The organism is Actinobaculum sp. 352 (assembly GCF_003957265.1).
Classification (GTDB): Bacteria; Actinomycetota; Actinomycetes; order Actinomycetales; family Actinomycetaceae; genus Asp313.
Window position 1 is genome coordinate 59,519 of record NZ_RQSN01000008.1, and the last position, 21,529, is coordinate 81,047.

The following is a 21,529-nucleotide window of genomic DNA, read 5'->3' on the forward strand; positions in this document are numbered from 1 at the left end:
GGCGGCACGCACGGGACCGATAAGCAATGTGTGAGGCTGATGGGCGCTCGGCACCATACCGGTGGGCATTCAGTTGGAGACCGGCAGGCGATCCGCGCTGTGCCACGATTTTGGCCAAGCCATGCAACAGCAGTGCATGGCTCAAGTGAGTCTCGCGGCGTTAGCCTTGGCAGGCGGGTGGTACGTGCTTGGGAGCTCGGCACCTGGTGCCAGCGCCTCGCCGACACGGCGGGGCCGAGTCGGTGCCCTACTCCCACGTTCGTTACAACCAATTGAGGAGCTGCAATGACCACGGTTCTCGTTATTGGTGCCACGGGGAAGGTCGGGCGAGCGGTCGTCAACGAAGCCTTACAGCGTGGCTTCACCGTGCGCGCTCAAACTCGCAATGCCAAGCGCGCCCAACGATCATTGCCCGCCAACGCGGAAGTGGTGGAGGCGTTGCCGACGTCGGCAGATGAGCTCCGACCGCTCGTCGCCGGGGTGGATGCGGTTGTTCTTACACATGGCGGGGACAGTGATGGTGAGAACAACTTTTGCGCAGTGATTCCAGCGTTACTGGAAGCGTTAGACGGCAGCGACACTCATATCAGCCTCATGACGCTTATGAATGCCAGCCGTTCAGCCGGGGCCGCAGCGTCGAGTTATGACTTCATCGAGTGGAAGCGCCGTGCCGAGCGGCTGGTTCGCGCCTCTGGCCATCCATACACGATTGTTCGCCCCGGATGGTTTGACTATCAGGGTCCAGCCGATCACCAGATTGATCTGCGCCAGGGGGATCTCGTTACCGGACAGCCGGGAGTTGATCGCCATCACATCGCGCAGGTTCTATTGGAAGGGGCGGTGAATCCGTCCGGTGCACGGCGCACGGTCGAAATATTCAGCAAGTCCGGTGCTCCGGTGACGGACTTCGAGGCGCTGTTCGCGACGACGACGGCGGACCCCGACGGCGCGTTGGACGGTACCCTCGATACACACAATGTGCCCTTGGCTGAGGAACCGGAGCGGGTCCAGATGGACATTGCCCGTTTCACACGCTGACGTGGAGCGCGCTGCCCGCGGCCGAGGGTCGTTACGATAATCGAGGAACTCATTCGCCGCGTCAGTGCTGCCCGCAGCCGTTCGGAACTTGTTTTCCGGCGGTCTCTACCCTTCTCCGCACCTTCCCGGGGTCTTCGCAGCGCTGCGTGGTGACGTTCTCCTGCCCGCGATGGCCGCCAGTTCGCTCTGCGGGAGTCTCGATGATGGGCAATGACAGGAACATGTCCAAATCCCGTCCAAACGACTGAAAACTTGATTGGCTCCATTTAAGAACCGGCGGAATCTCGCTGATTTTGTCTCGCGACTAGATTGGATAGATCTTGTTTGGACGGGATTTGGACACGCCGCGTAGAGGCGCCCAACTAACTGAAGACTGGTTATGCGGCTCCTAGACGCCACCCGAAACAACACCAAATGATCTATAACTGAAATGGCGCGAAGTGTCCTACAAGATACAGGTGTGCCCCGAGAACGAACTCGGGGCACACCTGTACAAGACGAACGCTCTATGCCGTGGGATGGAAGGCGCTTGACAATGGCCCAGGTACCATTGCTCACCGCCCCTGTGGGCCACCGCAGACAAGCACACCCGCGTCTTATCGACGGACAGGTTCCAACGCCGTGCCTGCGGGCCGACGGGACGTAGAAACAACTCCCATGCATCCGATGCAGGTTGCTTCCCGTGCCCGTGGGCCGAGGCGCGTAGTGTCCGAGCAGGGCCCCGGGGGCTGACGTCATTGCCTGGGCATTTGTCCGCCCGCCCGGCCGCCATTTTGTGGCGGGTAGATGTTCTGCCCGTAAGTCGGCGGTTGGTTGTAGCCCTGTGCCTGGGTTGCCTGGCCAGAAGCCTGCGCCTGTTGGCCGTAGCCCTGCGTGGGCTGGCCGTAAGCCTGGGTTGGTTGCCCGTAGCCGGTGGCACCACTGGCCTGCCCGTAAGGGGGATTGGCACCGTGCGCCGCTTGGACTGCTCCTGGACCCGGCTGGCCGTAGCCATAGGGCGAGCCACCCGGAGTTCCCGGGCCGCTTGGATAATCGCCCTGGTTGCCGGGGCCGCCCTTCTTTCGTGTAGCGAGGAAGATACCGCCGCCAGCAAGAGCCATAGCACCCACGGCGATCAGCACCCAGGCCCACACCGGGAAGCCCGAATCACTTTCGTCTTCCGTTGCGGGCGGCTCAATCGGACTCGGTACAGTCGGGTCCGCCGTGGTGATAGATGGTGTGGTGGAATTTGAGGGTGTGTTGCTGGGGTCTGCGCTTGCCGACGAACTCAAGGAGCCTTTTCCGCCAGTCACGGAGAAACCCGTTTCCAACACGGAGATATCCGTATAGACGGCAGTGTTGCCTTCAATTTGCCCACCATTGTCAGCCTCGGTGATGTCTCCCGGTAACACAACCCGCAATGAGAATGTGGTATTCCCCAGTAGGTCGGCGTCGTCTCCGACATCGGGCATCAGGCCCGGGGTGACGTTGAAGGTCATGCTGTCACCGTTGTCAACGAGGAAGATGCCGTCGAACTCGACCGGTTCTTCCGTTGTCAGGCGGCAGCCTGGGTGCCCGTCAACCGTGATGTCCTCAACTGTTGCATCCTGTAAACCTTTAGCTGCGTCTCCGGCTATGGCGATGAAGCTGGCACAATCCTCCACCGCTGTACCGAGGATCAAGCCCTCGTCGTCGACAACATCCATCGTCATCTTGAGCATGCCGTCGTCGGTAATCTCGAGGGTATTCTCTGATCGGCAGGCGCCAAGCAAAACGGCAGGTAGAAGCATGGCGAGAGCAGCGAAGCGCGCCTTCGGATACGTGTCTTGTTTCATGGTTCCTCTCTGCTCGTATCTGAATTAGGGCACTGGCCCCGCTGAATTGGACCACTAGTTTCGGGGTGGGTTGTACGGAGTAGTGCCCGCCGCCGGTCCACCGTATCCTTGGCCGGGCATCCCCTGATCGGGTGTCGGATACTGTGGCTGTTGCGCCGAGGAACCGGGCTGGACTGGATAGCTCGGATACGGGGCGGCCTGTTCAGCAGTATTCGTTGGTTGCCCCGGGTAAGGCTGCCCGTATGGCTGTCCTGCCACTCCCGCGTTACCCGGATAGGCGGGAGTGCCTGGCTGCGGGCCGTTTCCCGTCTTGTTCTTTCCGCGGCGAATCGCGAAGAGTACGATTCCAACGATCAGCAAGACGCCGACCGCGATGACAATCCATCCCCACACCGGGAAGCCGGAAGACGCCTTCTGCCCGGCGGTTTTGTATCCGGTAGCAGAGATCCCTTCGAGGAAGTCGTCATAGGAGTGCCATGTGACAGTGTTTCCCTCAATTGTTGCACCATCTGAGGCTTCTATCACATCGCCAGGGAAGGTGACCGTCGCGGTGAAATCTAGAGATCCAATGCCTACTTCATCAAGGTCAAATGCGCTTTCAAACATCGATCCCTCAGCTTTAGACACCTCAAAAGTGAAGGTATCGCCATTGTCGGTCACATAGGTGCTTGACAAAAGTGCAGAGTCCTCGAACGTCATGCGGCAGCCAAAGGCTCCGGCGGAGCCCGCATCCTCGACGGACATGGTGCCGAACAGTTGCATTTGGGGCTCGGATTCCACGTATCCTTTCAGGTCATCGCAGGTTAAACCGTCTTGTATCAAGCCTTCGTCGTCAACGAACTCGAAGGCCGTGGTAAGGTCACCGTCTTCGGAGATAGTGAAGCCGAGATCGCCTTGACAACCAGCCAAGGCAAGCCCAGCAGTAAGTGCTGTAAACATAGTGATCCGGCGCATGCGCCGATGGTTATGCGTCATAAAGAGGAGAATACACGCATGGGAAAGCGCTGGGAATCCTCAATTGTGCGTCGTGCTTCACCTCTGGGGACCGTAATGGCACCTGTGGACCCGTTTCGGCTCGCGTGAAACCAGGTGTGGACTTCCCCGGCCACACCGGAGATAGCCGCGAATCAGTCGCGGATCCTTATCGGCGAAAGTACCTGGTCAGAGAGGGAACTCGCAGCGCATCGCAGTAGGTCGGGCGTTGGAGGGGTATCTACCGGCAATCGGTCGAATAGGTGTGTGCAGGCGATCATGCGCCGCTGGAGCAAACTGGAGCAAATGTGGCCCCTATCGCATTCCATTGGGCAGAAGGTGAGGAGAGTGGCAACTTCTCGCCTTTTGTGACGGGCTGGACACATTGTTTGGGCCACGTCCGGGACGTAATTCATGGATAACAGCCAGTTATTTCGGAGACAATAGGAGATGTTCGCGCCGCGGCGCCGAGCTTGCGGCGTACACATCGCTCTTTTAAGGAAGGAAACGCGATGACGTCTGACAAGACTTATTCCGTCGAGGAGGTCCGGGCCGGAGCTCCTTCGGAGGCTCCCGATGACCTCGTTGCCTGGGTGGTGGAGCAGGCTAATCTTTCGAAGCCTGATTCGATCTACTGGGTCGATGGTTCCCAAGAAGAATGGGACCGACTGACCAGTGAAATGGTTGATTCGGGCATGTTTATCCGTTTGAACCCGGAGAAGCGCCCCAACTCGTTCTTGGCTCGTTCACTGCCATCGGACGTGGCGCGCGTCGAGTCACGCACGTTCATCTGCTCGGAGAAGGAAGAAGATGCCGGCCCGACGAATCACTGGGCCGAGCCGAGCGAGATGAAGGCCACGCTGCATGAGAAGTTCGACGGCGCTATGCGCGGCCGCACGATGTACGTGATCCCCTTCTCCATGGGTCCGGTGGGAGGCCCGATCTCCCAGCTGGGCATCGAGCTGACCGACTCCCCGTACGTGGTATGCAATATGCGCATCATGACCCGTATGGGCTCCGCCGCCCTCAAGCTCATCGGCGAGGGTCAGACCTGGGTTCCCTCCGTTCACTCCGTCGGCTACCCGCTGCGCGACGCCGACGGGACCACCCGCGAGGACGTGGCGTGGCCGTGCAACGACGAGAAGTACATCACGCACTTCCCGGAGACCAACGAGATCTGGTCCTACGGGTCCGGTTACGGTGGCAACGCACTGCTGGGCAAGAAGTGTTTCGCACTGCGTATCGCTTCGACCATGGCGCGCCGCGACGGCTGGATGGCGGAGCACATGCTCATCCTTCGCCTTACGGAGGAAAGCACCGGTCGCCAGTTCCATGTGACCGCCGCCTTCCCGTCTGCTTGCGGCAAGACGAACCTCGCCATGCTGCAGCCGACCATTCCGGGCTACAAGGTGGAGACCATCGGAGATGACATCGCCTGGATGCGTCCCGGCCCGGATGGCACCCTGCGCGCCATCAACCCGGAGGCAGGCTTCTTCGGAGTTGCCCCCGGCACCGCCTACACCACCAACCCGATGGCCATGGACACCATGAAGTCCAACACCATTTTCACGAATGTCGCGCTAACGGACGACGGTGACGTGTGGTGGGAGGGTATCGACGGCGAACAGCCGGAGCACCTCATTGACTGGCAGGGCAACGACTTCACTCCGGCGGATACCGCCGCTGGCAAGAAGGCGGCTCACCCGAATAGCCGTTTCACCACGCCGGCGTCGCAGTGCCCGATCATCTGCCCGGATTGGGAGGCTCCGGAGGGTGTTCCGATTGATGCCATCCTCTTCGGTGGTCGCCGCGCTACCAACGTGCCGTTGGTAGCCGAGCAGTACGAGGCAGCTCACGGCGTGTTCATCGGCGCCTCAGTGGCCTCTGAAGTCACTGCTGCGGCAACTGACGTGAAGGCTGGCTCGCTTCGCCATGACCCCTTCGCCATGCTGCCCTTCTGCGGCTACCACATGGCCGATTACTGGGGCCACTGGCTGGAGATGCAGGAGAAGCTGGGCGACAAGTTCCCGAAGGTGTACCAGGTCAACTGGTTCCGTAAGGACGCCGACGGCAAGTTCCTGTGGCCGGGCTTCGGCGAGAACTCGCGCGTGCTCGATTGGATCGTTCGCCGCGCTGCCGGCGACGTCGATGCTATCGACGGCGTGACCGGCCGTTACCCGAACTTCGAAGACTTCAACCTCGATGGTCTCGGCATTGACAAGGATGGGTGGGATCAACTGTTCGCCATCGATCCGGACGCCTGGGCGGCCGAGATGGATGGAACAGAGGAGTACTTCGAGCAGTTCGGAGATAAGGTTCCGGCTGCAGTTGTCGCGCAGCTTGCAAAGTTCCGCGAGCGGATCGCAGCTGCGAAGCAGAACTGACTCGCTTCGTTATGAACGCGTGGCCCCGGCGTTGTACAACGCCGGGGCCACCGGCTTTTGGAGAGGCTGTGGTCGTAAGAGCGCGGAGGAATGCCTAACATGCCTGCGCCTAGCCTGGGCGGAACGGCCGTGATTGTGCGGGCGCCTTGTTCGCCCCAGCTCGCAGCGAAGGCAGGCAACGGACACTCCGCAATAGTGCCGGTGCCTCCCCTTTTGGTATTGGGCGTGGGTCGGTTAGGGGAAATTCGGCGATCACGCCGGTGCCTCAGCCCGGCGCCAACGCTTTCCGCAACCAAACTCGGTTCGTCTCCACGTTTTGGTTCCCCCGCGCTAAAGTGGCACCACTCACGTAGGCTGGTATTGTGAAAATTCTCCTTCTGGGATCGGGCGGACGGGAGCATGCGCTCGCCCTCGCATTGCACAGGGATCCCTCCGTCACCGAACTTTTTGTCGCCCCCGGTAATCCCGCCACCGCCGAGTTGGGCCGGAATATTCCGCTCGATGTTCTCGATGGTGAGGCTGTTGCGGTGCAGGCCGTGCGCCTGGGCGTTGATCTGGTTGTTATTGGGCCGGAGGCTCCTCTTGTCGCGGGTGTTGCTGATGACGTGCGAGAAGCAGGGATAGCTGTATTCGGACCATCCCGCGAGGCGGCCCGACTGGAGGGCTCCAAGGCCTTCGCCAAAGATGTCATGGCGGTCGCCGAAGTTCCGACAGCGCTTGCACGTGTGTGTACCACCCGGGAGCAGGTGGAGGAAGCGCTAGATGCCTTCGGTCCGCCCTACGTGGTGAAGGATGACGGTCTCGCGGCAGGGAAAGGCGTCGTTGTTACCACCTCGCGTGACGAAGCGCTGGCACATGCCGACATCTGCCTGGCGAAGGACAGTGGCGACGCCACTACGGCCGGGCAGCCCGCCGCCGTCGTGGAGGAATTCCTCGACGGCCCGGAAGTATCGCTCTTCTGCATATGCGACGGCGCCCATGTGATCCCACTCGAACCGGCGCAGGACTTCAAGCGGGCATATGACGGAAACGAAGGGCCGAATACCGGGGGAATGGGTGCATACTCGCCCCTGCCGTGGGCGCCGGACACCCTGGTCGGCGATGTCGTCGACCGCGTCGCGCAACCCGTCGTCGATGAAATGGCGCGACGTGGCACCCCGTTCATCGGCCTGCTGTACTGCGGACTCGCGTTGACCTCGCGAGGACTGCGCGTCGTCGAATTCAACGTCCGATTCGGCGATCCTGAGACGCAATCGGTGCTGCCGCGCCTCAAGACGCCGCTTGGTGTTCTTTTGTATGCAGCGGCGACCGGACATCTCCCAGCGGACACCGTCCTCGATTGGAGCGATGAAGCTGCGGTGACCGTGGTGCTGGCCGCGCAGGGGTATCCGGGTAGGGTCCGTACGGGTGATCGGATCAGCGGCATAGACGAGGCCACATCGCTGCCACACGCGCACGTGATCCAGGCAGGCACCGCGCTCCGCGAAGGCCAACTCGTTAGTGCCGGCGGTCGCGTCCTTGCGGCGGTGGGGCTCGGGCCAAATCTCGTGGACGCGCGCGACAATGCATACCAGGTTATGGCTAGAATCGGTCTGAGCGGATCGCACTTCCGCAGCGATATTGCGGCTGGGATGTGAATGCGATATAGCTTGTTGAGGATGCCGGCACACTGCGCAAGGATGACAGTCACACGGAGGGAGTTCGCATGAGCGGGAGCGAGAATCGGCCGAGCCTTCCCGGTTGGACCCACATTTATTCGGGGAAGGTACGGGATGTCTACGTTCCGGCCGACGCCAGGGCTCATTCCGGGGTCGATACGTATTTGATCGTGGCATCGGACCGTATCAGCGCATTCGACCATGTGCTTCCCTCAGCGATTCCGGAGAAGGGAAAGATACTCAATCAGCTTTCCCTGTGGTGGTTCGAACAGCTGGGAGATATCATTCCCAACCACTTCATCTCCACAGATGTTCCGCAGGCGGTTGCGGGGCGGGCCATGATCACACGGCGCTTGAATATGTTTCCAATCGAATGCGTTGTGCGTGGATACCTGACCGGCTCCGGGATGGCGGAATACCAGGAGAGCGGCGAGGTCTGCGGTGTTAAACTGCCCGCCGGTCTGCTTGAAGCGGATCGCTTGGAAGAACCCATTTTCACCCCCGCCGCAAAGGCTCCCGCAGGGGGAGGTGGTCATGACGAGAACATCACCTTCGGGGCGATGATCCGCCGCGTCGGCGTGGGCCCTGCGCATGCTCTTCGGTCCGCTTCACTCGCAATTTACGAGCGTGCTCGGGAACTGGCGGCACAGCGTGGCATTATCATCGCCGACACCAAGTTTGAGTTTGGAGTCTCACCAGATGCCGGTGAGAACACGATTATTCTGGCCGATGAAGTCCTCACCCCGGACTCGTCGCGTTTCTGGTCCATGCAAGGATACGAGGCGGGGAAGCACCAACCGTCGCTCGATAAGCAATTCGTCCGTGATTGGCTGACATCGCCGGAGTCGGGCTGGGATCGCACGTCTGGTGAACAGCCGCCGGAGCTACCGGAAGAGGTCATCGCGAAAACGCGCGAACGCTACGTGAGGGCATACGAAACGCTGACCGGTCGCGCCTGGCAATAGGTTCGTGGCAGGAAGGCTGCTGAAGGTACAAGCGTGCGGAAGTTAACGGCTACCGGCGCAGTAAGGGAAAGAGGCCGCATGGGACGCATTATCGTGGAAGTCATGCCAAAACCGGAGATTCTTGACCCGCAGGGGAAGGCCGTGGGCGGAGCATTGAACCGCCAAGGCAGTAGCCCGTTTACCGATGTACGGCAGGGCAAGCGTTTTGAATTGACGGTTCAGGGCGTGGTGACTGAAGCAACGCTCGATGCGGCGAGGCAGGCCGCGCAGACGGTACTGTCCAATCCGATTATTGAAGATGTCGTGGCCGTATACGAGGCGGATGAGGAGCCGGGGCAGTGAGGATCGGGATTGTCACCTTCCCGGGAACCTTGGACGACGACGACGCAGCGCGTGCTGTCCGCATTGCCGACGGCGAGGCGATTTCCCTCTGGCACGCCTCGGATAACTTGCATGGTGTGGACGCCGTTGTCCTTCCGGGCGGATTCTCCTATGGTGACTATCTGCGCTGCGGCGCAATCGCAGCACTTGCGCCGGTGATGACCGCAGTGGTTGAAGCCGCCGGACGCGGGCTCCCTGTTCTAGGGATCTGCAACGGCTTCCAGATTCTCTGCGAATCGCACCTGTTGCCGGGAGCGCTTATTCGCAATGACCACCAGCGTTTCATTTGCCGTGAGCAGGAGCTCGTTGTGGAGAACACTGCCACTCCTTGGACGCGCCAGTTCGAAACCAACGAGCACATCGTCATCCCGCTGAAGAACGGCGAGGGCTCCTTTCAGGCACCGGCAGCGGTAATCAGGCAACTGGAAGACGAGGGGCGGGTAGTTTTCCGATATGCGGGAACGAATCCCAATGGTTCGGTGCACGATATTGCCGGAATCTGCTCCGCAGCGGGTAACGTTGTCGGTCTTATGCCGCACCCGGAACACGCCGTTGAACGAGGCTTCGGACCGGCGGGCCGTGAAGGGCTGCGAACCGGCACCGACGGCTTGCGCTTCTTCACCTCTGTTCTCACGGAACTGGTCTCATGACGGTACGAGTGCGCGGCACGGCCGATCACGCTGCGATATGCGTGGCGAGCACGCGCCACGTTCGGAGCCAGCGCGCGGTGGAGCATGTCATCCGCTTGTTGCATGTTGCGCACTAGGGCAATCGCACTTTCGATTGGAGAGGTTAATGGCTTTCTCACAGATTGAATCCGCCCGGTCGCCGGAATCATCCGGGCAACCCACAGTCACCCAGAACTACGACACCGTGGACAATGCCGCAGCAACTCCCGATCAGCAGATGCCGTGGAGGGAGCTGGGACTGAAAGAGGATGAGTACCAGCGGATTCGCAGCATCCTTGGCAGGCGCCCAACTATCGCCGAGTTGTCCATGTACTCTGTCATGTGGTCAGAGCACTGCTCCTACAAGTCTTCGAAGAAACATTTGGGTGAACAATTCGGGCGGAAAACGACAGCCGCCATGCGTGAGCACCTTCTGGTAGGCATGGGGCAAAACGCGGGCGTCGTCGACATTGGCGGCGGGTGGGCGGTGACCTTCAAGGTGGAATCGCATAATCATCCGAGTTTTGTAGAGCCGTATCAGGGTGCGGCGACCGGAGTTGGCGGTATCGTGCGCGACATTATTGCCATGGGTGCGCGCCCCGTGGCGGTTATGGACCAGCTGCGCTTCGGCGCCGTCGATCACCCCGATACCGCCCGCATGGTGCACGGCGTCGTCGCCGGAGTCGGCGGCTACGGCAACTGCCTGGGCCTGCCCAACATCGGTGGTGAAACCGAGTTTGACCCGTCGTATCAGGGGAATCCTTTGGTTAATGCCCTGTGCGTTGGCGTGATGCGGCACGGCGATATTCACCTCGCCAACGCGGAAGGGGTGGGAAACAAGGTCGTGCTATTTGGAGCTCGGACCGGGGGTGATGGCATTGGTGGAGCCTCGATTCTTGCCTCGGAGACCTTCGACGGCGGCATGCCAAGCAAGCGGCCCTCGGTGCAGGTCGGTGATCCCTTCATGGAGAAGGTGCTCATCGAGTGCTGCCTTGAACTCTTCTCGGCCGGAGTAGTGGAGGCTATCCAAGATCTGGGAGCGGCCGGGATTTCCTGTGCCACAAGTGAGCTGGCGGCCAATGGTCATTCCGGTATGCATATCGATCTGGAGAAGGTGTTGCTGCGCGATCCGTCCTTGAGCGCCGGTGAGATCTTGATGAGTGAGTCGCAGGAACGGATGATGGCGATCGTCAGCCCGGAGAAGATCGCCGACTTCTTGGCCGTCACACGCAAGTGGGAGGTGGAGACTGCCATTATCGGAGAGGTGACGAGCGACGCCCGCCTGCGTATCGACCACAATGGCCACCGCATTGTCGACGTCGACCCTTCCACCGTGGCGGTTGACGGGCCGGTATATGATCGGGCATATGCGCGGCCGACGTGGCAGGATACATTGCAGGCCAATTCGGCTAGGAATTTACCGACGCCGACTAACACTGCGGAGTTGCGCGAACAGATTCTGCAGGTCCTCACAGATCCTAATCAGGCCTCGAAGGCATGGGTGACGGACCAATATGACAGATTCGTGCGTGGCAATACGGCCCTGGCACAGCCTGACGACGCTGGCGTGGTCCGCGTTGACGAACAGACCGGACTCGGCATAGCAATCTCCACCGACGCCAATGGCTGGTACACCCTACTGGACCCGTACGCCGGTGCGCAGCAGGCGGTGGCCGAGGCATATCGCAATGTGTGCACGGTAGGTGCGAAGCCGCTCGCCGTGACGGACTGCCTGAATTTCGGCAACCCGGAGGACCCGGCGGCAATGTGGCAGTTGGTTACAGCGATGGAGGGGATGGCAGACGCGTGCCAGGCTCTCGGTATACCGGTGACTGGGGGGAACGTCTCGCTTTACAACTCATCGGGAGGAGTCGGCACGGCAGAGGATGCCGATACATCCGGGCCTTCCGACCCGGCGGGGGAGACCCACGCGCCTTCCAGCACCGGGCCGGAAGGCGAAGTCGGCGCAGCCGCCCGCCCGACCACATCAATCAATCCGACGCCGGTTGTGGGTGTGCTTGGCGTTATGGCCGATACCACCACTGCGGTGCCCTCCGGGTTCCAGGAGGAAGGGCTTGCGATCATACTGCTTGGTGCCACGGCGGCGGAGCTTGACGGATCCGCCTGGGCGCGTATTGTCCACGGTCATGTAGGTGGCCGCCCACCCCGCGTGGACTTGGCGGCCGAGCAGGCGCTCGGGCGGGTGCTGCTCGCACTGCATGACGCCGATACGCAGGGAATGGGCAGAATTACCCACGCGGCGCATGATCTCTCCACGGGCGGGCTCATTCAGGCGCTTGCCGACATGACCACGCGATGCGGTATCGGCGCGTCGATTGATTTGGCATCGGTGTGTTCGCAAGTGGGTATTGACTCATTCACAGCACTGTTCTCGGAGTCGCAGGGGCGTGCACTGGTGGCCGTACCGGAAGGATTTCTTCCCGCCGTGCGGGCTGCAGCGCAAGCGGAGGGAGTCCCCATGGTGCGTATTGGCACAACCGGTGGCGAAATCCTCGCGATTACCCCGGCGGAGGGGCAAGGTACGGCAACAGAAGCCCTCGTTTTCGATGTCGCTGCACTTCGTGCGAGTAGCGAAGCGGTTCTTCCCGCGTTGTTCACATAGCCGGACTCGGGGTGGTTCGGGTCGCGCTGGTCGTTCGGCTCGGTGTGCTGCCCGGAACGTCCGGCTCGACGTCGCGCTCAGACTGACGTCTGCCGCGATCATCGGTTCGTGTACTGTGTTCACCCGTTTTGCACGAAGGAGCTTGCGGGACCGGATATTTGAGAAGACGAAGAGGCCGGGTACTGTCCCCACTGTGCGCGGCGCTGCTTCCACCGCGGTGGCAGGTACTCGTGGTGCCTGTTTGATACTTTTCCCGGGGCGTAGGATGGAGCAGTTCCTTAGCAATGGAGTGAGGAGAGATCCTGTGACATCGAATCGTGATGAGTTCGCCGCGCAAAACGTATTTGGACTCGGTGCCCCCAATGATGCCTATGCACAATACTTCATCGGGCAGTCGTACCTAAATCCGTTGACGCCACCGGATGAGGACCCGCTCTTTATGGTAAATGTCACCTTCGAGCCGGGTTGTCGCAATAGTTGGCATATCCACCACGCCACGCGGGGAGGCGGGCAGATCATTGTTTGCACCGCTGGGTCCGGCTGGTGCCAGATCGAAGGGGAGGAACCGGTCAGCCTCGAGCCCGGCTCCGTAGCCGTTTTTCCGGCTAACGTAAAGCACTGGCACGGCGCCAAAAAGGCGCCTGGTTCTCCCACATAGCCATCGAGCTGCCGGGCGAGGGCACGAGTACCGAATGGTGCGAGCCCGTCTCGGATGAGGTGTACAACGCCCTTTGACCGGACGTGAACTTAAGGTGGTAGCGCTAGCGGCTTCATCTACGTCGTCGTAATCTGGACACGGAACCGGCGGGCTGTTTCACCGGAGTAAAACAAAGGTGGAAGCGAAGCCGGTCGGCCGAGACGCGGAATACGCGCTGCGTGTTTGTAGGGAAATGAGCCGCTGCTAGCAGGTATTGCCGCTGGGGCGGCTGCCACCGGAGCGATGCACGCGGTCCGTGGTCTTATGACGGTCGAGCTTTGTTGGTACCTACCGTGAAGGAGTGATTTCATGGACGATCGTATCGAACGCATTCACAGCGCAGTTATCGCGCGCAACCCCGCTGAACCGGAGTTCCACCAGGCCGTTGGGGAGGTTCTGGAGTCGCTTGAGCCGGTGCTCGCAGCTCGTCCCGAATACCTGGATGAAGCTATCCTGGAGCGAATCGTTGAGCCGGAGCGTCAGCTCATTTTCCGCGTGCCATGGGAAGACGACGAAGGGAACATCCACGTCAATCGTGGGTTCCGTGTCGAATTCAATTCTGCACTTGGACCCTACAAGGGCGGACTGCGATTCCATCCATCCGTCAACCTCGGTATTATTAAGTTCCTCGGTTTTGAACAGATCTTCAAGAATGCTCTGACCGGTCAGGGCATTGGCGGTGGCAAGGGCGGCTCGGATTTCGACCCGCATGGCAAGTCAGATCGTGAAGTGATGCGCTTCTGCCAGTCCTTTATGACTGAACTTTCGCGCCACATCGGCCCGGACACCGACGTGCCGGCCGGCGATATTGGCGTGGGCGGCCGCGAGATCGGCTATCTGTTCGGCCAGTACAAGCGCCTGCGAAATCGCTTCGACGCCGGAGTGCTGACGGGCAAGGCCCTGGGCTGGGGCGGCTCGCTCGGCCGAACCGAGGCCACCGGCTACGGCACAGTCATGTTCGCAAAGGCCATGCTCGCCACGCAGGGAGAGTCTCTCGAAGGTAAGACGGTACTAGTCTCCGGCTCCGGTAATGTGGCGATCTACGCTGTGCAGCGCGCCCAGGCCGAAGGTGCGAGGGTTGTGTCAATCTCCGATTCCTCCGGGTCTGTTTATGATCCCGACGGCATTGATTTTGACCTGCTCAAGCAGGTCAAGGAGGTCCAGCGTGGTAGGGTGGCCGACTATGCGGCGGCGCGCCCCGGTGCACAGCTACGAACCGGTGAAAAGGTGTGGACCATTGAAGGCGCTGATATCGCTTTGCCTTGCGCCACCCAGAACGAGATCGATGAAGACGCCGCCAAGGCGCTCGCCAATAACGGCGTGAAGCTTGTGGCGGAGGGTGCGAATATGCCCTCGACGCCGGAGGCAATCAACGTGTATCGAGAGGCGGGAATCCTGTACGCCCCGGGTAAGGCCGCTAATGCCGGCGGTGTCGCAACCTCCGCGCTGGAGATGCAGCAGAACTCGGCTCGCCAACAGTGGAGCTTTGACACTACCGTCGGCAAGTTGTCCGAGATTATGGCGAGTATTCACGATACCTGCCTAGCGGCCGCCGACGAGTTCGGCCATCCCGGCGACTACGTGCTCGGCGCGAACGCGGCAGGGTTCCAGAAGACCGCCGACGCAATGATTCAGCAGGGACTGGTGTGATCAGCAGGCGGCAGGCTCGGGCTTGTCGCACCGAATGATGACCTTCTGGGTAGTGCCGCCCGCCGGTAAATCGGCGGGCGGCGTTTTTGCAGCCTTCTTCATTAATGAGGTGACTAGGGACACCTTTACCGGTTAGGCTTGTGTGGTCAGGCTTTCCAAGAAAGGAACACACACATGTCCGACGTATTCACGCGCGGCGGTCGCGCAGTGGGTGCCTTAGTCGCTTTCACGCTGGGCGGCTTGGGCCTCACGGCCTTGCCGGCGGGTGCCACTGACAATGGGGATGGCACCGTCACTGTTGATATTGCAGCGATTTCCGATCTGCATGGGCATATTGAAACGGCAGGTGCGCTCTCAGCCAAAGTCAACGAAATGCGTGCTGCTAATCCCGACACGATCTTTGCCGCCAATGGCGACTTGGTTGGTGGGTCGGCCTACGTGTCGTCGATTGATAACGACACCCCAACCTTAGAGATCATGAACGCGATGAAGCTCGATGTTACATCGGTGGGCAATCACGAGTTTGATAAGGGATACAGCGATCTCATTGATCGCATTGCCCCGTCAAGTAACTATCCTTGGCTGTCCGCGAATGTGGATGGCGTGGATCCCTCCGTTGTTCCCCCATTCGCAGTGTTACGAACGCCATCTGGGGTGCGGGTCGGCTTCGTTGGCACGGTTACAGACGACCTTCCCACTCTCGTTTCGCCGTCGGGTATTGAAGGTTTGACCGTTACAGATCCTGTAGCCGCCACGGACAAGTATGCCGCAATTCTCAAGGATGGTGACGAAACCAATGGAGAAGCGGATATCGTTGTGGCACTAATGCACGCAGATGTCGACTTTGGTGCCAAAGTGGGACCGAATGTTGATGCGGTAGTTGCAGGCCACACCCATCAGGATAAGTACAGGGAAACTGCTTCCGGCGCTCCGGTTATTGAACCGGAGTGCTTTGGCTCTCTGTTAGCGAAGATCTCGTTCGTGTACGACAAGAACGCCGGTAAACTCGTCTCTACAAAGGCGGAGAACCTTGGTGTTAGCGATAACGATGGTGTGGATGCCACCATTCAGGCCCTGTACGAAAAGGCAGCTGAAAAGGCGAAGATCCTAGGTGCTAGGGTTGTCGGTTCTATTGATGGTGTCGCCAACCGCGGGACGAACAATGGTACCGACCTGGGTGCTAACCGCGGCGCCGAGTTCTCTGCAAATAATCTGATTGCTGAGGCTTTCTACCAGTACTCGCAAGGAATGGCGCAAAAGGCGGACTTTGGCATCATGAATCCGGGCGGTGTGCGCGCCGATCTAGATCCGAATGGTGACGGCGAGATCACTTTGGAAGAGTCGTACACCATGCAGCCTTTCGGTAACACATACACGACGATCCAACTGAATTCTGCGCAGGTATACACCCTCTTCGAGGAGCAGTGGAATGCCAATCCGGAGGCGGCGCGGCCCATTCTGCGCCTGGGAATGTCCAAGTCGATCACTTACACCTACGATCCCACTGCACCAGTGGGATCCAAGGTGACTGGCGTTTACCTGAACGGTGAACTCTTGGATCGATCCGACACCTCCAAGCTCTACACCGTGGTGTCCAACCAATTCCTCATCGCAGGCGGTGATGGATTCAACGTTTTGAAGGAAGGTCTGAACTACAACGACACAGGCCTGATCGACAATGATGTGTTCAACCTCTTCCTTGAGGCAAATCCGAATTATAAGGTGACCTACGAACAGCACTCCATCGGCGTGTCCGGTGTTTCGAACCTGACGGCCGGGAAGAGTGCTGATATCGCTCTTTCCTCGCTGTCCATGACCTCTGTTGAACCGAAGCCCGAGAAGGTGACGCTGTATTTGGATGGTCAGGAGTTGGGGACCGCCACGGTGGACAATACCGTGACCCCGAACCGCGATGAGACAGGTCAAGCGACCGTCTCCGTGACCATCCCGGAGTCGGTGACTGCCGGTACGCATGAACTGCGTATCGTCGCCGAGCCCACAGACTTCACTATGCAGGTCGAGGTTGCCGCTGCGGCAGCACCGGAGAAGCCCGTCATCCATCCAAACACCTTCCAGATCGATACCGATGGTGATGGCGTGGCCGACCAGTATGTCAACTATGGTCGCGCCTCCGATACGCCGCTGGTTGGTGACTGGAATGGCGACGGTATTGATACTCCGGCTGTTAAGCGTGGGGAACTCTACTTTATTTCTGATTCGTTCGACGGCGGAGCGGCAACAACGGTATTCGCCTACGGACGGGAGTCCGATACGCCGCTGGTTGGTGACTGGGACGGTGACGGTAAGGACACCATCGCGGTTCGCCGTGGTAACACGGTGTACATCAACAACACCCTGAGCGGCGGCAACGCCTCGGAGGTCTTCCATTTTGGACGTGCCACCGATGAAGCGCTCGCAGGTGACTTCGATGGCGACGGCAAGGATACAGTGGCGGTTAAACGCGCCAACGGCTACTACATCAAGAATGAACTCGCCGGTGGAAACGCCGACTACTCCTTCGCCTTCGGGCACACTAGTGATAAGCCTCTGGTTGGTGACTGGGACGGTGACGGTAAGGACACTGTTTCCGTGTTGCGCGGCAATACCGTCTATGTGAGTAACGCGGAGCGTGGCGGAGGAGCGACACCGGTCAAACTGGCGGATGTATCTAGTTCTTCGGTTGTCCTCTCCGGTGATTTCAACGGAAATAAGGTGGATACTTTCGCGGTGCGCTAGCCGCTTCGCGGGTGACTTTGCTGGCTAGCCGCTGGCAACGTCTCCGCCACGACGCCTAGATACAGAAATGGGGCCAGGTGGTTATGCCGCCTGGCCCCATTGTGTGCCACTGCATCGACTAGCCTTGTGATATGCGCAAAATTGATGTCGACGAGGGAATGCGAACAGTGGGCCGTTTCGCAGCGGGCGAGGCGCTTTCTTCGGGGCAGCTACGAACCGCAGCGCGATTCTGCCTGGAAGAAATCGCTGAGCGTTATCCCGGCCGAAGCGTGGAGATCCGGGTACCCTACATCGGTGCGGTGCAAGTACTGGAGGGTGTCCGGCACCGGCGTGGCACGCCGCCAAATGTGGTCGAACTTGACGGCCAAACATGGCTAGACCTGTGCGTCGGAAATGCGGCGTGGGAGCAAGCCGTTGCCACCGGCCGGGTCAGCGCGTCGGGAACGCGGGCGGACCTCACCGAGTTCATGCCATTGTTTAGCAGTGCCGTCTTACGTCGTTGGACTGTGAAGGGCTGAGGGATGCACGAAGTCGGTAGAGGGCTCAGGTGGCGTGCTATGCAGTAACACTACAGTCTGCTCGGTGGGGGAGAAATGCCCCTCCCCGTGAGGTGTGCGAGAAACACAATGCCGTTCCGTGAACGGCATGTGCCGAGCTTGCGATGGTGTGAGACGATGGGACGGTGAAAGGCGATGGGCGCCTGAGCGCCGGGCTTTCGAGTGTGAAGCCGCAGGATGAATGCGGCGTCTTCGGTGTATTCGCACCGGGGTTGGAGGTAGCTCAGCTGGCCTACTACGGCCTCTACGCGTTGCAACATCGTGGGCAGGAATCGGCTGGCATTGCCGCCTCCGACGGGAACACAATCCTCGTGTACAAAGACATGGGCTTGGTGTCACAGGTATTTGACGATCAGAATCTCAAAACGCTGCGCGGCCATATCTGCCTGGGGCATGTACGCTACTCCACCACGGGACGCTCCGAGTGGGAGAACGCGCAACCCATGCTCGGACCGACGGCATTCGGCACAGTCGCCGTTGCCCACAACGGTAACTTGACCAACACCAGCGATCTGGTTGCACGAATTCACGAACTATCCGGCGACGATCTCAGCGCCGAGTTGGGGCGCGGGAGTTCCACGGATACGGCCGTCATGACGATGCTGTTGACGCTGATGGGACAAGACAATCTTCACGATTCCGTCTTCGATGGAAGCGCTGAGATGCAGAGCCTGGAGGACGGCTTGCTCCGTCTCCTACCCCGCCTGGAGGGTGCCTTTTCAGTGACCTTCATGGACGAGACGCGTCTGTACGCGGCTCGGGACAGGCATGGCTTCCGCCCGCTGGTCCTGGGGCGTCTTGGCAGTGGCTGGGTGGTGGCGTCGGAGACAGCCGCGCTGGATATCGTGGGCGCCGTCTTTGTACGTGAAGTTGAACCCGGTGAGTTGATTGTTGTCGACGACGCCGGACTGCATTCTCGTACGTGGGCGTCGCCTGAACGGGCGGGCTGCATCTTCGAATATGTGTATTTGGCCCGGCCCGACACCGCTATTGCAGGCAGATCCGTCAATTCCGCGCGGCTGGAAATGGGGCGAATACTGGCCCGGGAGCACCCCGTGGCGGCGGACCTGGTAATGGCAACTCCGGATTCGGGTACACCTGCCGCCATCGGCTACGCACAGGAATCGGGGATCCCATACGGCCAGGGACTCGTAAAGAACGCTTACGTTGGGCGGACATTCATACAGCCGACACAATTGAGTAGGCAACGCGGAATTCTTCTCAAGCTGAACCCGATGCGGGAAGTGATCGAAGGGAAACGGCTCGTCGTCGTCGATGACTCTATCGTGCGGGGTAATACGCAACGGGCACTGGTCCGCATGCTCCGTGAGGCCGGTGCAAGCGAAGTCCACGTGCGAATTTCCTCACCTTCCGTGAAGTGGCCATGCTTTTTCGGAATCGACTTCGCCACGCGCGCCGAACTGATCGCCAACGGCAGGGATGTCAACGAGGTATGCGAGTCTTTGGGGGCGGACTCTCTGGGTTATATCAGCCTCGGGGGGATGGTGGAGGCTACCCGCCAACCCTTTGCCGAGCTGTGCAGTGCCTGTTTCACTGGCAAGTATCCCATCGATGTCACCCGTGTTGCCCAGGCCACCGGTGCTGATCCAGTTTTGACCGCCGCGACTGCCGATATCGCAAGAGAAACGTCGCTGCGCGGGCAGATCAACCACGCACGGGGCAGTGTTAAGAGGCCGCCCCTAGAACAGGAGAATCGCGGCGGCGAGGAGACGGAGGAATTGTGAACGGGCAGAATGCCTATGCGGCCGCTGGCGTTGATACGGAAGCAGGAGACAACGCCGTCGAGCTGATGCGTTCCGCTATCGCCAGTACGATGACAGCCGACGTCGTCGACGCGGTCGGTGGTTTTGCCGGCATGATAGACGCCTCCGCACTGCGGAATTATCGACGGCCGTTGCTGGCCACCTCCACTGACGGTGTGGGTACCAAAATAGCCATTGCACAGGCCATGGGCGTGCATCACACCATTGGTCAAGATCTTGTCGGCATGGTTGTTGATGATATCGCTGTTGTCGGTGCACGCCCGCTTTTGATGACCGACTATATCGCCTGCGGTCGCGTTATCCCGGAGCGTATCGCCGACATTGTGCGAGGAGTGGCACTGGCATGTGAATACGTGAAGGTACCGCTGTTGGGAGGGGAGACGGCCGAGCATCCCGGCGTTATGGAACCCGACGACTATGACATTGCGGGGGCGGCAACCGGCGTCGTGGAAGCCGATGCGGTACTCGGAGCGCAGCGGGTGCAGGAAGGAGATGTCATCGTCGCAATGGCGGCATCCGGTTTGCATTCCAACGGGTACTCCCTGGTTCGCCGCATCGTGGCCGACGCCGGGTGGAAGCTGGACAAGGAGGTCCCGGAATTCGGGCGCACACTGGGCGAAGAGCTCTTGGAACCAACGAGGCTTTATTCTCCGCTGTGTTTGGACCTTGCCGCGCGCGGCGACGTTCACGCATTCTCACACGTCACCGGCGGCGGCTTGGCTGCCAACCTGGCCCGCGTCATCCCGGTAAGCCTACAGGCGCATATTGATCGTGGAGAGGTAGAGGTTCCCGCGGTGTATCGCGTGCTCTGCGAGCTCGGTTCCGTGGACTGGCGTGACGCTGAGGACACCTGGAACCTGGGAATCGGTATGGTCGCAGTCCTTCCTGCGCATGATGTGGAAACGGTGACAACAGTGTGCCGGGAGTACGACTGCGAGGCGTGGCCCGTTGGCAGTATCACCTCGGCCTCGGCGGAGGGCGCGGTGGATGGCTCGACGGGCACCGGGGCGCGGCTGATCTCTGGCACCAAAGGGGTGGCCGGAGGAAGTGTGCTGCTGCACGGAGAATACCGCTGAGCCGTGGTAGATGGCGTCTAGTGAGCCATGGGGGATGGTGTCGAGCTACACAGGCCCGATGAGCGTATCACCCGCAGTGGGCTTCACGGACTAGTGCGCGCTCATGGCACTTCTCGGAGTCGTTCGGCGCAACAAGACGGCGCCGCGCCCTCACAGGGCACGGCGCCACCGTGTCTAGAACACACTGGATGCGAAGTGGAAGAACCGTCGTTTAGCGCTCATCCTTCTCGGACTCGGCGTCGCGGCCGTACTCGTCGTCGGCGTCCCACTCGTCGTCGTCCCAGTCTTCGTTGTACTTGGCAGCATATTCAGCGTAAGCGTCCATCTCAGGTTCGGGATGCTGAGACCCCCTCAGCTCGCGCTCAAGGGCCTGATAGTCGGTATCCGGAGTGAAGTACTTGAGATTGCGAGCGACCTTGCGCTGCTTAGCCTTCTGACGGCCGCGCCCCATATGGCTCGACCCCCTTTACCTCATCGCGGGGCACACACTGCTGTGGCCCCATGTACGTATCCGTTCGCCCATCTA

At 60.3% G+C, this 21,529-nt stretch carries 16 protein-coding genes; 13 read left to right on the forward strand and 3 right to left on the reverse strand.

Annotated elements, in window-relative coordinates; all coding sequences use genetic code 11:
• Nucleotides 1-285: 285 nt before the first annotated feature.
• Nucleotides 286-1,038 carry an NAD(P)H-binding protein gene (locus EKN07_RS09250; RefSeq protein ID WP_126146243.1) on the forward strand — a complete coding sequence of 251 codons (753 nt, stop codon included), beginning with the start codon at nucleotides 286-288 and terminating at the stop codon, nucleotides 1,036-1,038.
• 734 nt (nucleotides 1,039-1,772) lie between these two features.
• Here EKN07_RS09250 and EKN07_RS09255 read toward each other — a convergent pair.
• Both EKN07_RS09255 and EKN07_RS09260 read right to left on the reverse strand, forming a co-directional pair.
• Nucleotides 1,773-2,852, reverse strand: a complete 1,080-nt coding sequence (locus EKN07_RS09255) for a hypothetical protein (RefSeq protein ID WP_108716301.1) — start codon at nucleotides 2,850-2,852, stop codon at nucleotides 1,773-1,775.
• Between the two features lie 54 nt (nucleotides 2,853-2,906).
• Nucleotides 2,907-3,827, reverse strand: a complete 921-nt coding sequence (locus tag EKN07_RS09260) for a hypothetical protein (protein WP_125482510.1) — start codon at nucleotides 3,825-3,827, stop codon at nucleotides 2,907-2,909.
• 509 nt (nucleotides 3,828-4,336) lie between these two features.
• Here EKN07_RS09260 and EKN07_RS09265 point away from each other — a divergent pair.
• The 12 genes from EKN07_RS09265 (at nucleotide 4,337) to purM (ending at nucleotide 21,003) form a co-directional block, all read left to right on the forward strand.
• The gene (locus tag EKN07_RS09265; RefSeq protein ID WP_108716299.1) at nucleotides 4,337-6,208 is read left to right on the forward strand and encodes a phosphoenolpyruvate carboxykinase (GTP); all 1,872 of its coding nucleotides are present in this window, start codon (nucleotides 4,337-4,339) and stop codon (nucleotides 6,206-6,208) included.
• A gap of 362 nt (nucleotides 6,209-6,570) precedes the next feature.
• Nucleotides 6,571-7,845 carry a phosphoribosylamine--glycine ligase gene (gene purD, locus EKN07_RS09270; protein WP_108716298.1) on the forward strand — a complete coding sequence of 425 codons (1,275 nt, stop codon included), beginning with the start codon at nucleotides 6,571-6,573 and terminating at the stop codon, nucleotides 7,843-7,845.
• 68 nt (nucleotides 7,846-7,913) lie between these two features.
• A complete protein-coding gene (locus tag EKN07_RS09275; RefSeq protein WP_108716297.1) occupies nucleotides 7,914-8,831 on the forward strand; it encodes a phosphoribosylaminoimidazolesuccinocarboxamide synthase in 918 nt (305 codons plus the stop codon).
• A gap of 78 nt (nucleotides 8,832-8,909) precedes the next feature.
• Nucleotides 8,910-9,173: a phosphoribosylformylglycinamidine synthase subunit PurS gene (locus EKN07_RS09280; RefSeq protein ID WP_108716296.1), complete on the forward strand. Its 264-nt coding sequence runs from the start codon at nucleotides 8,910-8,912 to the stop codon at nucleotides 9,171-9,173.
• A complete protein-coding gene (purQ, locus tag EKN07_RS09285; protein WP_108716295.1) occupies nucleotides 9,170-9,862 on the forward strand; it encodes a phosphoribosylformylglycinamidine synthase subunit PurQ in 693 nt (230 codons plus the stop codon). The genes EKN07_RS09280 and purQ overlap by 4 nt, the downstream gene beginning before the upstream one ends.
• A 145-nt stretch (nucleotides 9,863-10,007) precedes the next feature.
• Nucleotides 10,008-12,503: a phosphoribosylformylglycinamidine synthase subunit PurL gene (gene purL, locus EKN07_RS09290; RefSeq protein ID WP_126146244.1), complete on the forward strand. Its 2,496-nt coding sequence runs from the start codon at nucleotides 10,008-10,010 to the stop codon at nucleotides 12,501-12,503.
• A gap of 304 nt (nucleotides 12,504-12,807) precedes the next feature.
• Complete coding sequence (locus EKN07_RS09295) at nucleotides 12,808-13,161, forward strand: cupin domain-containing protein (RefSeq protein ID WP_241228166.1); 354 nt, start codon at nucleotides 12,808-12,810, stop codon at nucleotides 13,159-13,161.
• Nucleotides 13,162-13,509: 348 nt separating this feature from the next.
• Nucleotides 13,510-14,850 carry an NADP-specific glutamate dehydrogenase gene (gene gdhA / locus EKN07_RS09300; protein ID WP_126146245.1) on the forward strand — a complete coding sequence of 447 codons (1,341 nt, stop codon included), beginning with the start codon at nucleotides 13,510-13,512 and terminating at the stop codon, nucleotides 14,848-14,850.
• Nucleotides 14,851-15,024: 174 nt separating this feature from the next.
• Nucleotides 15,025-17,586, forward strand: a complete 2,562-nt coding sequence (locus EKN07_RS09305) for a 5'-nucleotidase C-terminal domain-containing protein (RefSeq protein ID WP_108716292.1) — start codon at nucleotides 15,025-15,027, stop codon at nucleotides 17,584-17,586.
• A 131-nt stretch (nucleotides 17,587-17,717) separates the two neighbouring features.
• Nucleotides 17,718-18,104 (forward strand): sterol carrier family protein, encoded by a 387-nt coding sequence (locus EKN07_RS09310; RefSeq protein WP_240611262.1) that lies wholly within the window; start codon nucleotides 17,718-17,720, stop codon nucleotides 18,102-18,104.
• Between the two features lie 164 nt (nucleotides 18,105-18,268).
• Nucleotides 18,269-19,888 (forward strand): amidophosphoribosyltransferase, encoded by a 1,620-nt coding sequence (purF, locus tag EKN07_RS09315; RefSeq protein WP_126146246.1) that lies wholly within the window; start codon nucleotides 18,269-18,271, stop codon nucleotides 19,886-19,888.
• On the forward strand, nucleotides 19,885-21,003 hold the full coding sequence (gene purM / locus EKN07_RS09320; protein ID WP_277600508.1) for a phosphoribosylformylglycinamidine cyclo-ligase: 1,119 nt from the start codon (nucleotides 19,885-19,887) through the stop codon (nucleotides 21,001-21,003). The genes purF and purM overlap by 4 nt, the downstream gene beginning before the upstream one ends.
• A 211-nt stretch (nucleotides 21,004-21,214) precedes the next feature.
• Here purM and EKN07_RS09325 read toward each other — a convergent pair whose 3' ends face one another.
• Nucleotides 21,215-21,454 carry a DUF3073 domain-containing protein gene (locus EKN07_RS09325; protein ID WP_126146248.1) on the reverse strand — a complete coding sequence of 80 codons (240 nt, stop codon included), beginning with the start codon at nucleotides 21,452-21,454 and terminating at the stop codon, nucleotides 21,215-21,217.
• Nucleotides 21,455-21,529 lie beyond the last annotated feature (75 nt).

Coding starts and splice junctions, on each gene's coding strand:
- EKN07_RS09280 (WP_108716296.1), top strand. CDS start 8,910: ATGGGACGCATTATCGTGGAAGTCATGCCAAAACCGGAGATTCTTGAC.
- gdhA (WP_126146245.1), top strand. CDS start 13,510: ATGGACGATCGTATCGAACGCATTCACAGCGCAGTTATCGCGCGCAAC.
- EKN07_RS09250 (WP_126146243.1), top strand. CDS start 286: ATGACCACGGTTCTCGTTATTGGTGCCACGGGGAAGGTCGGGCGAGCG.
- EKN07_RS09310 (WP_240611262.1), top strand. CDS start 17,718: ATGCGCAAAATTGATGTCGACGAGGGAATGCGAACAGTGGGCCGTTTC.
- EKN07_RS09275 (WP_108716297.1), top strand. CDS start 7,914: ATGAGCGGGAGCGAGAATCGGCCGAGCCTTCCCGGTTGGACCCACATT.
- purL (WP_126146244.1), top strand. CDS start 10,008: ATGGCTTTCTCACAGATTGAATCCGCCCGGTCGCCGGAATCATCCGGG.
- EKN07_RS09325 (WP_126146248.1), bottom strand. CDS start 21,454: ATGGGGCGCGGCCGTCAGAAGGCTAAGCAGCGCAAGGTCGCTCGCAAT.
- EKN07_RS09305 (WP_108716292.1), top strand. CDS start 15,025: ATGTCCGACGTATTCACGCGCGGCGGTCGCGCAGTGGGTGCCTTAGTC.
- EKN07_RS09255 (WP_108716301.1), bottom strand. CDS start 2,852: ATGAAACAAGACACGTATCCGAAGGCGCGCTTCGCTGCTCTCGCCATG.
- EKN07_RS09260 (WP_125482510.1), bottom strand. CDS start 3,827: ATGACGCATAACCATCGGCGCATGCGCCGGATCACTATGTTTACAGCA.
- EKN07_RS09265 (WP_108716299.1), top strand. CDS start 4,337: ATGACGTCTGACAAGACTTATTCCGTCGAGGAGGTCCGGGCCGGAGCT.